This is a genomic window from Acinetobacter sp. CIP 101934, assembly GCF_000369585.1.
GTDB lineage: Bacteria > Pseudomonadota > Gammaproteobacteria > Pseudomonadales > Moraxellaceae > Acinetobacter > Acinetobacter schindleri.
In genome coordinates this window covers 362,629-377,304 of record NZ_KB850094.1, presented here as the reverse complement: position 1 = coordinate 377,304, position 14,676 = coordinate 362,629, and the positions used below count along the sequence as shown (strand labels likewise).

Below are 14,676 nucleotides of genomic sequence, written 5' to 3'. Positions count from 1 at the left end.
TTTTTAATTTTTATAGCTTAATGAAAGAAAATTCATTAAGTTGTTGGCTAAATTCCATTTTTAGAAGTTACAGCAATTTTAATTTTATGAATCACTATCAAGCTTGTAATATTCTGCCAATTGTTTGAAAAGTGATCTAATATAAAATGTGTAATCAGAAGCTCGCTGTAGTTTCTTTTCCAATTTAATACCTCCTTCCTTATGAGGGAGGTATTTTTTTATTTTAAAAAAAATCAGTTCTTATACAGTGGTGAATTCTCTTATACTCTTATTATTCAGCCCCGGATAACAACTAGAAAAGACGATGAAAAAACTAACCTTTACTACCCTGCTCGTTATGTTTTTTATTGCTGGTTGCCAAAAGCAGCCTGAGCAGGCAGAAGCCGCAATGTCGACAGATAAAAACTCTGTAGATGTCATTCAGTTTGAACAGGCGGATCAGAAAATCAGTGGTTTTCTGGACCAGTTAGATAACCCGGCTACGCCTATGGAACTTCGTAAGAAAATCATTTGCGAAGATTATCCTGAGGTGTATTTTAAAGAATATGTACCTGCCTTTATAAAAATTGCGCCAGAAAACACAAAAGAACAGTTAGCACAGGATTTGAAGCTGGCACTGGATTTTTATAAGAAGAAGGACAATGTCGTTTGCTAATGCTTGTCTTTTAATTAATGAACAAATGAATTGCCCTCTTTTCCCTATATATACTTCATGAAAGTTATACAAAAAATTCAGTTACTGAATTCTAACTTGGCATAAAAATAGCTTAATTTTATTGTCATCATCGCTATGTTATGTTGCTCTTAGCGGGCACATAAAAGGAGAATAAAAACCAGTAGATCTAACCAACCACGCCATTGATCTTGATTCAAACTAAAAGCTAAAAGATAGACACACTGCTATTCGGGAGCGAACATGAATAACAGCGCAAACTATGCAAAACAGATCAAAAATGCTAAACGTGGCGGTTACACTCCGACCATTGCCAAAGACGTCAACAAACATAAGATTCAAAAAGCCCTCAGACTCATCGAACAGTGGAGAAGCCTCGCTCAAGAACTCAAACCCCAAATGCAGTTTGACATGGCCTTTACCTTGGAGGAATGTGCTCAGGATCTGGACCGTATCCTAAAAAGCCGATAAACCTAGTTTTTATTCATCTCTGAAACCAGTTTAAATTTTCCACCCTCGCCCACACTTTCGCATGTGGGCGATTTTCATGAATCCAGCTGATGTATTTCAAGTTTTGCAGCTTTTCGTATCATGCAGAATTCAATCAAACTTAAAATTTTACCAAAGCATTTAAACGGTTATTTTTTGGCTTGCATCACCTCAAAAAATCTGTAGAATGCACACCACAACGCCGGCATAGCTCAGTTGGTAGAGCAACTGACTTGTAATCAGTAGGTCCACAGTTCGAATCCGTGTGCCGGCACCATTTTCCTAGCCTCGCTTTTTTAGTGAGGCTTTGATGTTTCTGGAGTCTGCATTTTCTTCGGACTTGATCTTTTCAGGCACTGTTCTAGTGCTTTGCTTTCGCGCTGATCTGTACATACCGCACCACACCTTCTTCAAAAAGCTTTCGGCATAGTTTTGCGGTCATCTGAATTTTAAATTCATCTAGTCTGGATGCCTTCACAGACTGAACCAATTTTTTTGAATTTAAATCCTGCTGTACATACCTGGCAAAACCGGCAAAGACTGATTCTGACAGATCTTCAACCTGAACATCTATGAATTCAAACTGACCCAGACATTCATATAACGCACCCAGCGGCATCAAATCACTTAAATTGACATCTGCTGATTTCAGCAAAAGCTGGTATTTACGCTTTTGAAATGAATTTAAAGTTTTCCAGCGCTCAGACAAAGCCAGATGATGAAAACCGATTCGCGCTTTTGAATTCAAAACTGGGATTATCTGTTCCAGCAAGCTTGGCACGCTATTGTGATAAGCCGCATCCAGACACAGCACAGCGTTAAATTTATGTGGGAAATGGATATCTTTTAGTCGAAGAAAAGAAGCATGATAAATTGCATTCAGTTCAGGTAAATGCTGCTGAATCCTGGTAACACAAGTTTTCTGTAGCTCTACGCCTGCCAGGTATTGCACCTGATAGTGCTGCTGCCAATGCAGCAGACTGGCACCCTGACCGCAGCCAAGATCCAGTAATTTATCTTTTGAATTTAAATGAATGGTTTCAGCCAGATGATCAGCCAAAGCCTGACAAGCAGCAACATAGTCCTGCTGCCCTATCTGCCAGTAACCAAGATTGCTCCAGGGCAATAATGAAGTATCTCCAAGCAATGCTGCATTGATAGCATATTTATGCTCGGGTAGACGCTGCCGAAAGGCCTGGAACAGTTTCATGCTTAATAACCGAGTTGTGGTGCAACCTCAATATTCGGTTTTAATCCCTCGAATGGCAATGGTGCACCAAAGATTTCTGCAATCTTCATCGCTGAAGTAACTGCAGATTCCAGAATTGGCAAGCCATCACATGACCATGAACCACAATAGAATACCTTACGGCCCTGATCCAGATGACGTTGCTGTAATTCCTTGTTCAAGGCTACAGTATGCGCATCAACCACTGCGCGGGTCAGTGTCACAGAAGAAATAATTTTCTTAGGATCGATATCAGTCACCGGACGCCAGGTCTGGAATACCGGAGATTTACCTACTAATGTTGGTTCAACCGCATTGAGCCATACCGTGAACTGCTGACGGGTAAACTTGCGGTCCATCATATAGCTTAGTACTGCCCAGTCTTTACGTTTCGGCGGCATCACGCTGGTATCGGTATGAATCACCAATTGCCCCTGCTCAAACTGGAATTTTTTTAATAATTCAATATCTGTTGCAAACTGGTCTTTATCAAGAAATTCCTCGATCTTGTTGGTGGGTGTAGCAACGATGACACGGTCAAATAACTTGGAATAACCCGCCGCATTTTCTACACGGACCTGATCACCCTGCTGTTGTACCAGCGTAGTTGCTGCACCACTGACAATGTCGATGCCTTCAATCAGTTTATCCACCAAGGCTGGTGTACCGCCCTGCATACGTAATAATGCATCGCCATCTGTCAGTTGACGTAGGAAAATCAATAACGGCTTGGCTGGCCATTCACCAATGGTTTTTGGGTTACAGGTACAGATGGTATACAGTACCGGCATCACCGCACCATGCCAGAATACTTCTTCAATATCATTGCGATTAATAAATTCTGCCAGGCTGATATCCTGATTTTTAGATTTAAAGAATTTGTTCAACGCTGTTTTTAGTTGTAATAAACCTTTAACCAGACGCCAGCCATACTGCTGAAGACCTTTACGGTTATTGATAATCGGAAAGTTACCAATCCGGCTACGCGAAGTCGTCAGCCAGGTTTCAGTCCGGTCCTCAAATAACCAGCTGCACGCCATATAAGTGCGTACCGGATAGGTCTTGATCCCCAGATGAGTCGCAAGACTTAGCGTATTTTTCCACAAGTACGGATTCATCACACGCAAAGGAGCATCGACCAATCCACCTTCAAACTCGAGGCTGTGACTGTCCATGCCGCGCCCTTGCAGCGCTTCAAAAATAGTGATGTGATGTCCTGCATCCTGAAGAATTCTGGCTGTAGCCAGTCCGGCCATGCCACTACCAATTACTGCGATATCCAAACTGATCATCCGTCATTGAGAAACTTTTAGAAATTATGTACCAAGCCTGCCGTAATTAGGCTATTAAAATCTTCCAGATTGCATTTTTTTCAGATGGACTAAAGCGCTTGAAAATTCATAATTTTTTACATTTTTAATATAAAAAGTTAACACTGTTTAAATTTATGCTTTTATTAATATTTTTTGTATTTTTATAAAAATTCCCCTTTAAAAACAATATATTTAAATTAACCAATTTTTTAACTTTCGTTTTACAAAAGATACAAGAAGCGCTATAATTTTCTGCATAATAAAATGATAACTTCATCGCCCTCCACAGTGTTGAAGTTATTTAAAAAATCTTATAATCAGAAGAACTTACAGCGCATAACTATTTAAGAGCCTCTGCACTGCAGAGGCTTCTTTCTTTCTGGACTGACATTTTTATTCAGCAGCTACCGGAATTTCTCCAAATTTACCCTGATTAAAATCCTGGAAGGCTTGGACAATTTCTTCCTTGGTATTCATCACAAAAGGACCATAACCTTGAATGGGTTCCTTCAAGGGTTCACCAGTCAAGACTACGAATTTGCTGTCCTGATAAGCCTGAATCTGGATTATAGGATCGCTATCCTGAGCAAATATCACAATAGAACTGTCCAGAACTTTCTGGCCGGCATTCACTACCAGCTCTCCACTCAATAGCACCAGCAAAACATTATGACCGGCAGGTATCTGCAGCATCGTTTCATAATCTGCTTTGAGTTCACCATCCCAGACATTGACCGGACTAAAGGTATGCGCCGGACCATGATGCCCATCAAGTTCACCAGCGATGACCCGGATATGCCCGGCACCTTCATCCATTTCAATCCGGGGAATATCAGTTGCCGTCAGTGCCTGATAACGCGGTATAGTCATTTTGTCTTTGGCAGGTAAATTTACCCACAGCTGGACCATTTCAAACAGACCACCATTCCGGGCAAAGTCTGGAGAATGAAATTCTTCATGCACCACGCCTGCACCTGCAGTCATCCACTGTACATCACCTGCCTGAATCGTACCACCACCACCGCCAGAATCCTTATGCGTTACTCCACCCTGATAGGCGATTGTCACGGTTTCAAAACCACGGTGTGGATGTGAACCGACACCCTGCTGCACCGTAGTCGGATCAAAATGATACGGCGCTGCATAATCCAGCAACAGGAATGGACTGATGACCTGACCAAGACGGTCATAAGAAAATAGATTTTTGATCGGAAATCCATCACCGACCCAATGCATGTGCTGACTACGGTAAACGCCTATGACTTTTTTCATCTTTTACTCCTATCTGAATAGGATAAACATGTATTCATTGTATGCGTTGCGGATAACTATCGATACTAGGCCAATGAAATGCAGTATCCCAAATATAAGACAATACTGGTGTCAGTACTGGTACCCTACAACTGGTTTATACCTTATGTAAAAGCCAGCGTCGGGTGATGAAAAACTGATCGAGCATCTGGTTGAAGGCTTGCTTGCCACAGCCGAAAGTCATCAAGGCTATATGATTTAATTGTCCTTTCATTTTCGAATAACCATAAAAAAATCCAGCGCTGAAGGCTGGATTTTCTTATGGTTGATAAAGATTTGTCGAATTAGATTTTACCTACCAGATCGATTGAAGGAGCAAGAGTCGCTTCGCCTTCTTTCCATTTTGCAGGACATACTTCACCTGGATGAGCATGTACGTACTGAGCTGCTTTTACTTTACGAAGCAGTTCCTGCGCGTCACGACCGATACCACCTGCGTTGATTTCAATGATCTGGATTTTACCATCCGGATCAATCACAAAAGTTCCGCGGTCAGCCAGACCTTCAGCTTCGATCAGCACTTCAAAGTTTTTCGCCAGAGTCCAGGTTGGATCGCCAATCATTGGATACTGGATTTTACCAATCACGTCAGACGTGTCATGCCAAGCTTTATGGGTGAAGTGCGTATCCGTGGATACACCATAGATTTCTACACCTAATTTCTGGAATTCAGTATATTGATCAGCAAGATCGCCTAATTCTGTTGGACAAACAAAAGTGAAGTCAGCAGGATAGAAGAATACAACAGACCATTTGCCTTTCATGTCCTGCTCAGATACTTCAATAAATTGACCATTGTGATAAGCAGTTGCGTTAAATGGCTTAACTTCAGTATTGATTAAACTCATGTGATTTTTTCCTATCAGTTCGCGGGAATTCATTCGATGAACTAAGAATACGCAAAAACCAATAATAGATAAAACCGTAACTTTTTATAAAAACTATCGGTTTTTTAGATTTATAAATTCTATTAATTTTTTACTTATTATCTTTTATTCCAATTTAACTCCAGACCTCTACCGAGAAAAATGCTGTAAAGAATCCCAAACTGACTGCGCCAAAGCAGATACATGTTTTTGCGGAAAATCCTTGACTCGACCTGCCAGCCAGGCACGGCAATAGCTTTCTGTCGCGCCAATTACTAAAGAGGTCAGTAAAGCAGGTGGGACAGCTTGCAGACAAGCGGCATCTGACTGCTGGGCCAGCCATTTCTTTAAATCCTGATTGCGCTGGCTGGTACGCTGTTCAAGATCTTGACGCAAGTCGGAGGTATGTACCACATGATGGGCCGCATAGAGAAAATGGGCAAAATCTGGATAACTGATGACCCAATCAATATAACTTCGGATAATGGCATGAATACCCTGTTCAGCACTTTTCGCTTGGGATAAGGCATCTAAACGTCGGCTGGACTGATCCTTTAAAGCGGCTAGATACAGCGCAGCTACGATCCCATCCTTGTGATGAAAATGATGATAAATTGCGCCAACACTGGTTTCTGCTCGATCCCGAATCATTTCAATTGTCGTTGCAGCTATGCCACTTTGTAAAAATTCCTGTAGCGCACAATTCAGAATTTGACGCTTTAAGGCCAAGCGTCCCCCTGGATAACTCCCTTCCAATACATCCATACCTTGCATTCTCCTTAATGTGCTCGGCACCGTTAATCATTAACTTGTCTATTTTAAACACTTTTCTTGTGAGTCCTGCAAATACAGAATATTATTCTGTATGAGGATCTTATTATTATTCACCTCTTACGCAGGATCGCGATCATGAGCCAGGCTCTAAAAATATGGAAAACCTTTCACAAAAAACCAGGTGGTAAATACATATTTTCCAGATTACTTTGCATAAAAATACCTTATTTCAGCAGTATTTCCCCATTGCTCGAAACGCTTGCTCCGTATTATTGCGAAGTGAGCATGAAGAAACATGCGGCTGTACTCAATCATCTAGATACAATCCATGCGATTGCCATATGCAATCTGGCTGAACTGGCAGCAGGTACCATGACCGATGCCAGCGTCCCCAAAACCCATTCCTGAATTCTAAAAGGTATGCAGGTCGAATATCTTAAAAAAGCAACGACCGATTTAAGAGCCATTGCCACACCTGCAAAGTTAAATGTTGAATGGCATGAAATTGCTGAATACCAGGTTAATGTTGAGGTTCTGGATATGGCACAAGAAACCGTATGCCGTGCCCTCATCACAATGTGGGTATCTCCTAAAAAGAAGAAAACAAATAAACGTGTTTAAAAAAACCCGTCGGATGACGGGCTTTTAAGGATGCTTTTCTGCTTTAAATTTTAATCAAAATGGTAAGTCATCATCCAGGTCTGCTGCAGGCGCTGCAACTGGAGCTGGTGCAGATTTTGGCGCAAAACCGCTTGGGTTATTATTGCCATAGCCATTACCACCCGCAGGTGCATTATTGAAGCCACCTTGCTGTGGTGCATTATAACCTTGTTGACCAGCATTGTTATTGCCATAGCCGCCCTGGTTATTGTTGAAACGTGGCTGTGAAAAACCGCCATTGTCTGACTGTTCACCTTGAGGACGGCCAGAATCCAGCATTTGCATCTGCTCACCACGGATTTCTGTAGTGTAACGCTCTTGACCACTTTGGTCTGTCCACTGACGGGTACGTAGTGAACCTTCGATATAGACTTTAGAACCTTTACGTAGATACTGCTGTGCAATTTCACCTAAACGGTTATGCAGCACAATGCGGTGCCATTCTGTTTGCTCTTTACGCTCACCAGTGTTCTTATCCGTCCACGAATCACTGGTCGCGATAGAGAATTGAGTGAGAGAACCCCCATTCGGGAAAGTTTTTGTTTCAGGATCTCGACCTAAAGTACCTACTAAAATAACCTTATTTACACCACGCATGAGACCTATACTTCCTATTTGTTTCTATATTTTACTTTATAAGAGTTATGCTTAAATGGCTACCTCTTTACCCAACAAGTGCGTTAATTGTTGTCGCGCAGTATCATTAATCTGCTGTTTATCAACCTTGACGTAGGCCACTTGCTGTTCAGGCATCACCACGACTTCTTCAATACCATGAATAGATAAAAGCTGTGAAGTCCATTCATCTGTTTGTCGATTTTCAGGCAGGCTTAAAACCAGGGACGAAAGATAGCGCGGCTGAGCCAGACCAAAACTAATGAGCAGCCAAATTATAGCAACCGCAGTCAAAATACTCCAACCCATGGAAGTATCATTCAGCAACAAAAGTTGTCCGCCTAGCGTACCGCCAAAGAAGGCGCCGAGGAACTGACTGCTGGCATTCACGCCCATCGCTGTTGCCTTGGACTGAATTGGCGCAACCTTGGATAACCACGATGGTAATAAGGCTTCCATTACATTGAAGGCAATAAAGAAGATCCCTAAACCAGTGAGCAGGATATATTTCGATTCAAAGCCAAAAATCAGTACCAATAGGCCAACGATAATTCCCGCAATTGCAGTCAGGAAAATACCACGCATTTTGCGGTATTTTTCCGCCAGAATAATGCTTGGAAAAGCAAAGAACAGACTAATTACGAGTAAGGGCAGATATACCCAGCCATGACTGGCCAAAGGAATATTAGCGAACTCAATCAGTTGCGAAGGCACATAGATAAACATTGCCGTTAATAATAAATGCAGGCTAAACACAGAGACATGCAGGCGATTTAGGTCGCCCATTTTTAGAACTTGTTTCAGCTGGATCAAATACCCCTGCTGAAAATTACGATGATGACGGGTCACTTTTGGCACCATCAGCAGCATCGCAATTGCCGCCAACCCCATTATGGTAGTCACCCAGAACAGCCCTGAAATACCCACTAGACCCGTTAACCAAGGGCCTAAGGTAAATGCCACCACAAAAGATAAGCCGATACTCATGCCCATGGTCGCCATGGCTTTCATGCGGTTTTCTTCACGGGTCACATCGGCAAGCAATGCCATGACCACTGCCGAAACCGCACCGCCGCCCGCAATGGCACGCCCAATAATCACGCCATAGATTGTGTCCGACATGGCGGCAATTGCACCACCCAGAGCAAATAGCAATAACCCGATGACCACCAGCGGTTTGCGACTGAAACGGTCTGCAATCAGGCTAAACGGAATCTGTAGAATGGCCTGAGTCAGACCATAAACCCCCACTGCCAGGCCAATCAGTGCCGGCGTAGCATATTCATATGACTGTCCTGCAACCGAAAATACAGGGATAATCATAAACAACCCCAGCATGCGCAGTGCAAAAATGCTGCTAAGCGCAAAGGTTGAGCGACGTTCTAGGGCATTCATCATAAATTATGGCAGTTCAATTGATGGATCTTCAGGCGAAGATTATAGGACATTCGGCCGGGATGGATGCAGGAATTTTATTTGAAATAAAGATGATGCTGATCTAAAAAATAAAAAAGCGCAACCGAAGCTACGCTTTTCATTCAGGGGCAGCGCTTTATTTGTCTAAAGCTGCCTGACGCTTCTTGTACTGAATCGAGGCAAATACTGCCCAGACAATAAAGGCTACACCGATCAGACCGGTTACCACTTCTGGCACATGCAGACCGGTTCCGCTGGCAATCATAATGAAAGCCAGTGCACCGATGGCATAATGCGCACCATGTTCCAGGTAGATATAAGCATCCAATGTGCCCTGCTCAACCAGATAAATCGTCATTGAACGGACAAAGATCGCACCAATTGCCAGACCAAGCATGATGATGACCACGTCTGAGGTAATCGCAAAGGCACCGATCACGCCATCAAAACTGAATGAGGCATCTAGGACTTCTAGATAGAGGAAACCACCAATACCGGCTTTCACTACACCCGTCGGTACGCCATTTTCATCATGACGAATGGCATTGCCTTCTTCATCGACTTCCGGTTCACCACCGAGCATATGGCTCAGAACCTGCACACCGATATAAATCACGATGCCCCAGATCCCCGCCATAGTCACTGCCAGACGCTTAGCTTCATCGACATTGGCTGCCATAATTAACAAGGCTACCAGTGCGATAAAGACCGACATCGCCGGTACATTGGCCAGATTGGACAGACGGCGTTCCACCCGTCTGAACCAATGCGTGTCTTTTTCTTCATCCAGGAAGAAGTTCAGGAATACCATCAACAGGAAAGCACCACCAAAAGCAGCAATCTCAGGATGATGTGCCATTAAACGTGCTGAATATTCTTTCGGATCATTCAGGGCCAGACGTACTACTTCCATAAAGCCCAGGTCTGCAGTCACTGCAACAATGACCACCGGGAAGATCAAACGCATCCCGAAGACTGCAATCAGAATACCGACTGTCAGGAATAGCATTTTCCAGAAATGATCCCAACCCCGTAGGACTGAGGCATTGACAACCGCGTTATCAAAGGACAACGACACTTCCATAATCGCCAGAATAGCGGTAATGGTCAGCGCTGTGAGCATGGTTTGCAGGCCTGCGTCAGGACCATGGGTATAACCCCAATACGCAGACAAACCAAGACACACGATCGAAAATGCAATCGAGAAACCAAAATGTTTCAACATACACAACGACCTTGGATAAATTAAATAAATGTATGGCTGCGAGAGAGCAGCAATACGAATAGGAAAAGTTAAGCTAATTATGAAACTTTTAGCGCATAAACCAAAGCACTTCCTGAGCTGTTTTATCTTATTTTCTGTTTTTAAAATTTGCCGATCTTTTAAACAGCCCGATCTTTGCTATAGTGCCGCATGGTTTAACTTGAACTGCGAAGGATTTTCAGCATGAGTTTTTCACAAGAGGTATGGCAACGTAATCTCGGACTTTATCAGAAGACCCTGGCCCTGCCCTTTAATCAGCAACTGGCGCAAGGTACTTTAAGCCGCGAAGCCTTTAGTCATTATGTGATTCAGGATGCGCATTATTTACTGGCCTATGGCCGTGCACTGGCCGTGTGTGCCGCCAAAGCTTTTGAAGCGGACGATGTAATTCAGTTTGCCGAGGCAGCCAAAATTGCGATTGTGGTGGAACGTAGCCTGCATGATGGCTTTATGCAGGATTTCGGCATTAGCAAAGAGCAGTTTGAAAATACCCCGCTGACTCTGGCGTGTCATCACTATACCTCTTATCTGACTTCGACCGCCTGGTCAGAAAGCTACCCGGTGGTGCTGGCCTCGTTGCTGCCTTGTTTCTGGATTTATGCCGAAGTTGGTAAAGATATTGTCGACAACTCTGCGCTGAATAATCCGTATCAGGCTTGGGTGAACACCTATTCAGGAGAAGAATTCCACACTGCGGTGCGGAATGTGATTGCGACCGTTGACCGTGTTGCGGCACGTGTCGATGCCGATACACTAGAAAAAATGCATACAGCCTATACCCATGCAGCGCGTCTGGAATGGTTGTTCTGGGACAGCGCATTTGAGCAACGCCAGTGGCCTGGTCTGGATTGATACAAGCTGAATTCAGCCCTGTTCAATACGGGGCTTTTTATTTTTTCTACAAAATTCTAAATAATACAAAATAATTTTAATTTTTATCTTGGATCAAAACTCCGCAATGCTACGCACTCTGTGTTTTTTACAGAGCTTAAATCCATGTTCAAATGCTTTTATTAAAAACAGGGCCAAAATTTTAATCAGAAAAAATACCTCATACATTTTTAACTTATTGCTTTGGTACTGATCTTTTGACCAATCACCGACATAACTTGACGTTTAAAATACTTTTATTTGCACTTGAACATTTTTCATCCGGTATCATATAAGGGTTTTTGATGAATATTCTAGGATCATTGCATGAGCCAAAGCCACATCCGTATTCGAGGCGCACGTACCCATAACCTTAAAAATGTGAACCTTGATATACCACGCGACAAGTTTGTGGTGATTACGGGACTGTCTGGTTCAGGTAAGTCCTCACTGGCATTCGATACCCTGTATGCCGAAGGTCAGCGCCGTTATGTCGAGTCATTGTCTGCCTATGCACGCCAGTTTCTGTCCCAGATGGAAAAACCGGAAGTCGATTCAATAGAAGGCTTAAGTCCGGCCATTGCGATCGAGCAGAAGTCGACCAGCCACAACCCGCGTTCAACCGTGGGGACTATTACTGAAATTTATGACTATCTGCGTCTGCTGTATGCTCGCGTCGGTACACCTTATTGTCCAGAACATGACCTGCCGATGGTCGCGCAAACCGTGAGTGAAATGGTGGATGCGGTAAAAGGCTTGGAAGAAGGTACTGGCCTGATGCTGTTGGCACCTGTCGTACGTGAACGTAAGGGTGAATATTCCGCATTATTTGAACAGTTACAGAGCCAGGGTTTTGTACGCGCCCGTGTGGATGGCGAGATCATGGAAATTGATCCTCCGCCAGAACTGGATAAAAAGAAAAAGCATACCATTGAAGTGGTGGTTGACCGCTTTAAAGTCCGTGATGATCTGGGTAACCGTATTGCCGAGAGCTTTGAAACTGCACTTCGTCTGGGTGGCGATATTGCCATTGTCTCGCGGATGAAAGGCGAACGACCAGATCGTGTTTTCTCAGCCAAACATTCCTGCCCGAAATGTGATCGTGCGGTGGCAGAACTGGAACCACGTCTGTTCTCGTTCAATAATCCATTTGGTGCCTGCCCGGTTTGTGATGGCCTCGGTACGCGTAGCCATTTTAGTGCAGATAAACTGATTCCAAATCCTGAACTGAGTATCAGTCAAGGCGCAATCCGGGGTTGGGACCGTCAGCGTCCATATTATTACAGCATGATCGAAAAGGTCGCCAATCACTTTGGCTATTCGCTGGATACGCCGTGGAATCAGCTCGAAGCCGATGTTAAAAAGAAATTCCTCTATGGTACCGGTCGTGAAAAGATTGACCTGAGTTATATTGACGAACGCGGTCGCCGTCATAATCGTGTGATTGCTTTCGAAGGTGTACTGCCGCATTTGGAACGCCGTTATCGTGAAACTGAAAGCAATTATGTTCGTGATGATCTGGCACAGTACTTGTCCAATGCCGCCTGTGATGCCTGCGATGGTTCACGTCTGAATGAAATTTCACGTAATGTCAAAATTCTGGACAAGACCATTGCTGACATTACCCGCATGTCGATTGGTGACGCCGAAAGCTACTATCAAGGTTTGAATCTTGAAGGTGCCCGCGGTGAAATTGCCGATAAGATTTTTAAGGAAATCCGTGAGCGTCTGCACTTCCTGGTGTCTGTTGGTTTAAATTACCTGAGTCTGTCCCGTTCAGCTGAAACTTTATCTGGTGGTGAAGCACAACGTATCCGTCTGGCTTCTCAGATCGGTGCCGGTCTGATGGGTGTCATGTATGTGCTGGATGAACCCTCGATTGGCCTGCACCAGCGTGATAACGACCGTCTGCTACAAACCTTGGTACGTCTGCGTGATCTTGGTAATACGGTATTGGTCGTTGAACATGATGAAGATGCGATTCGTGCCGCCGATCATATTATTGATATTGGTCCAGGTGCCGGCGTACATGGCGGTCATGTGATTGCTGAAGGAACCTATCAGGAACTTGCTGAACATGAAGATTCCCTGACTGGTAAATATCTGTCTGGCAAGCTGAAAATTGAAGTGCCAAAAAAACGGACCCAACCACCAAAACCGGAAGAACAGATCAGGCTGATGGGTGCAGCAGGCCATAACCTGAAAAATGTCGACCTGACCATTCCATTAGGGGTGATGACCTGTGTCACGGGTGTATCAGGTTCAGGTAAATCGACGTTAATTAACCGCACCTTGTTACCACTAGCAGCAACACAGCTCAATGGTGCGACTACTCAGACCTCAGAGAAATTTGATTCGATCGATGGTCTGCAATTCCTGGATAAAGTTGTAGATATTGATCAGAGTCCGATTGGACGTACACCACGTTCCAACCCAGCGACTTATACCGGTCTGTTTACTCCGATTCGTGAACTGTTTTCACAAACACAGGAAGCCAAGGCACGTGGTTATGCAGCCGGCCGTTTCTCGTTTAATGTGAAAGGTGGTCGCTGTGAGGCCTGCGAAGGCGACGGTATGATCAAGGTGGCCATGCACTTCCTGCCGGATATGTATGTGCCTTGTGATGCCTGTCATGGCAAGCGTTATAACCGTGAAACGCTGGAAGTAAACTACAAAGGCAAGAACATTTCTGATGTACTGGAGATGACTGTTGAAGATGCCATGCATTTCTTCGATGCCATTCCAGTGATTCACCGTCGCTTGGAAACCTTGCATCAGGTTGGCTTAGGTTATATCCGTCTGGGTCAGTCTGCGACAACACTTTCTGGTGGTGAAGCACAGCGGGTGAAACTGGCACGTGAACTGGCCAAACGTGATACCGGCCAAACCCTGTATATTCTGGATGAACCGACGACTGGCCTGCATTTCCATGATATTGCCAAATTGCTAGATATCCTGCATCAGCTCCGTGACAAGGGTAATACCATCGTGGTGATTGAGCATAACCTGGATGTGATTAAGACTGCGGACTGGATCGTGGACTTAGGTCCTGAAGGTGGTTCAGGTGGTGGTATGATTATCGCGGAAGGTACGCCTGAAGAAGTGGCAAAGAGTAAGACTTCGCATACCGCGCGGTTCTTAAAGCCGTTATTGAAATAAGGAATCTCCCCTAGCCCCTCTTTTTAAAAGAGGGTTAG

Annotated in this window: 12 protein-coding genes, 1 tRNA gene and 1 pseudogene; 6 read left to right on the top strand and 8 right to left on the bottom strand. The window is 44.1% G+C overall.

What is annotated here, in order from left to right; translation table 11 throughout:
* Positions 1–304 precede the first annotated feature (304 nt).
* The 3 genes from F899_RS02250 (at position 305) to F899_RS02240 (ending at position 1,439) form a co-directional block, all read left to right on the top strand.
* Positions 305–655 carry a hypothetical protein gene (locus tag F899_RS02250; RefSeq protein ID WP_005220642.1) on the top strand — a complete coding sequence of 117 codons (351 nt, stop codon included), beginning with the start codon at positions 305–307 and terminating at the stop codon, positions 653–655.
* Positions 656–916: 261 nt separating this feature from the next.
* Positions 917–1,144, top strand: a complete 228-nt coding sequence (locus F899_RS02245) for a hypothetical protein (protein ID WP_004813658.1) — start codon at positions 917–919, stop codon at positions 1,142–1,144.
* Between the two features lie 219 nt (positions 1,145–1,363).
* Positions 1,364–1,439 (top strand) — tRNA-Thr (locus tag F899_RS02240).
* 84 nt (positions 1,440–1,523) lie between these two features.
* Here F899_RS02240 and F899_RS02235 read toward each other — a convergent pair.
* The 5 genes from F899_RS02235 to F899_RS02215 form a co-directional block, all read right to left on the bottom strand.
* Positions 1,524–2,372 (bottom strand): SAM-dependent methyltransferase, encoded by an 849-nt coding sequence (locus tag F899_RS02235; RefSeq protein WP_005220640.1) that lies wholly within the window; start codon positions 2,370–2,372, stop codon positions 1,524–1,526.
* A gap of 2 nt (positions 2,373–2,374) precedes the next feature.
* Complete coding sequence (locus F899_RS02230; RefSeq protein WP_005220638.1) at positions 2,375–3,682, bottom strand: FAD-dependent oxidoreductase; 1,308 nt, start codon at positions 3,680–3,682, stop codon at positions 2,375–2,377.
* 414 nt (positions 3,683–4,096) lie between these two features.
* On the bottom strand, positions 4,097–4,975 hold the full coding sequence (locus F899_RS02225) for a pirin family protein (RefSeq protein WP_005220636.1): 879 nt from the start codon (positions 4,973–4,975) through the stop codon (positions 4,097–4,099).
* Between the two features lie 323 nt (positions 4,976–5,298).
* Positions 5,299–5,862 (bottom strand): alkyl hydroperoxide reductase subunit C, encoded by a 564-nt coding sequence (gene ahpC, locus F899_RS02220; protein ID WP_005220634.1) that lies wholly within the window; start codon positions 5,860–5,862, stop codon positions 5,299–5,301.
* Between the two features lie 168 nt (positions 5,863–6,030).
* Positions 6,031–6,645 (bottom strand): TetR/AcrR family transcriptional regulator, encoded by a 615-nt coding sequence (locus F899_RS02215; protein WP_005220632.1) that lies wholly within the window; start codon positions 6,643–6,645, stop codon positions 6,031–6,033.
* Positions 6,646–6,789: 144 nt separating this feature from the next.
* On the opposite strand from F899_RS02215, the pseudogene F899_RS02210 reads away from it, so the two are divergent.
* Positions 6,790–7,275, top strand: a pseudogene (locus tag F899_RS02210) (hotdog fold domain-containing protein).
* Between the two features lie 54 nt (positions 7,276–7,329).
* Here F899_RS02210 and ssb read toward each other — a convergent pair.
* The 3 genes from ssb to F899_RS02195 form a co-directional block, all read right to left on the bottom strand.
* Complete coding sequence (gene ssb, locus F899_RS02205) at positions 7,330–7,911, bottom strand: single-stranded DNA-binding protein (RefSeq protein ID WP_005220626.1); 582 nt, start codon at positions 7,909–7,911, stop codon at positions 7,330–7,332.
* A gap of 51 nt (positions 7,912–7,962) precedes the next feature.
* A complete protein-coding gene (locus F899_RS02200; RefSeq protein ID WP_005220623.1) occupies positions 7,963–9,327 on the bottom strand; it encodes an MFS transporter in 1,365 nt (454 codons plus the stop codon).
* A 154-nt stretch (positions 9,328–9,481) separates the two neighbouring features.
* The gene (locus tag F899_RS02195; protein WP_004647275.1) at positions 9,482–10,570 is read right to left on the bottom strand and encodes a DUF475 domain-containing protein; all 1,089 of its coding nucleotides are present in this window, start codon (positions 10,568–10,570) and stop codon (positions 9,482–9,484) included.
* Positions 10,571–10,792: 222 nt separating this feature from the next.
* Between F899_RS02195 and tenA the strand changes: the two genes are divergently transcribed.
* On the top strand, positions 10,793–11,461 hold the full coding sequence (gene tenA / locus F899_RS02190; protein WP_005220622.1) for a thiaminase II: 669 nt from the start codon (positions 10,793–10,795) through the stop codon (positions 11,459–11,461).
* Between the two features lie 345 nt (positions 11,462–11,806).
* On the top strand, positions 11,807–14,638 hold the full coding sequence (gene uvrA, locus F899_RS02185; protein ID WP_005220621.1) for an excinuclease ABC subunit UvrA: 2,832 nt from the start codon (positions 11,807–11,809) through the stop codon (positions 14,636–14,638).
* Positions 14,639–14,676 lie beyond the last annotated feature (38 nt).

What these genes read in the sequence shown, in the direction of transcription:
- tenA (WP_005220622.1), top strand. Translation starts at nt 10,793, where the DNA reads ATGAGTTTTTCACAAGAGGTATGGCAACGTAATCTCGGACTTTATCAG.
- F899_RS02235 (WP_005220640.1), bottom strand. Translation starts at nt 2,372, where the DNA reads ATGAAACTGTTCCAGGCCTTTCGGCAGCGTCTACCCGAGCATAAATAT.
- F899_RS02245 (WP_004813658.1), top strand. Translation starts at nt 917, where the DNA reads ATGAATAACAGCGCAAACTATGCAAAACAGATCAAAAATGCTAAACGT.
- F899_RS02200 (WP_005220623.1), bottom strand. Translation starts at nt 9,327, where the DNA reads ATGATGAATGCCCTAGAACGTCGCTCAACCTTTGCGCTTAGCAGCATT.
- uvrA (WP_005220621.1), top strand. Translation starts at nt 11,807, where the DNA reads ATGAGCCAAAGCCACATCCGTATTCGAGGCGCACGTACCCATAACCTT.
- F899_RS02250 (WP_005220642.1), top strand. Translation starts at nt 305, where the DNA reads ATGAAAAAACTAACCTTTACTACCCTGCTCGTTATGTTTTTTATTGCT.
- F899_RS02195 (WP_004647275.1), bottom strand. Translation starts at nt 10,570, where the DNA reads ATGTTGAAACATTTTGGTTTCTCGATTGCATTTTCGATCGTGTGTCTT.
- F899_RS02225 (WP_005220636.1), bottom strand. Translation starts at nt 4,975, where the DNA reads ATGAAAAAAGTCATAGGCGTTTACCGTAGTCAGCACATGCATTGGGTC.
- ssb (WP_005220626.1), bottom strand. Translation starts at nt 7,911, where the DNA reads ATGCGTGGTGTAAATAAGGTTATTTTAGTAGGTACTTTAGGTCGAGAT.
- F899_RS02230 (WP_005220638.1), bottom strand. Translation starts at nt 3,682, where the DNA reads ATGATCAGTTTGGATATCGCAGTAATTGGTAGTGGCATGGCCGGACTG.
- ahpC (WP_005220634.1), bottom strand. Translation starts at nt 5,862, where the DNA reads ATGAGTTTAATCAATACTGAAGTTAAGCCATTTAACGCAACTGCTTAT.
- F899_RS02215 (WP_005220632.1), bottom strand. Translation starts at nt 6,645, where the DNA reads ATGGATGTATTGGAAGGGAGTTATCCAGGGGGACGCTTGGCCTTAAAG.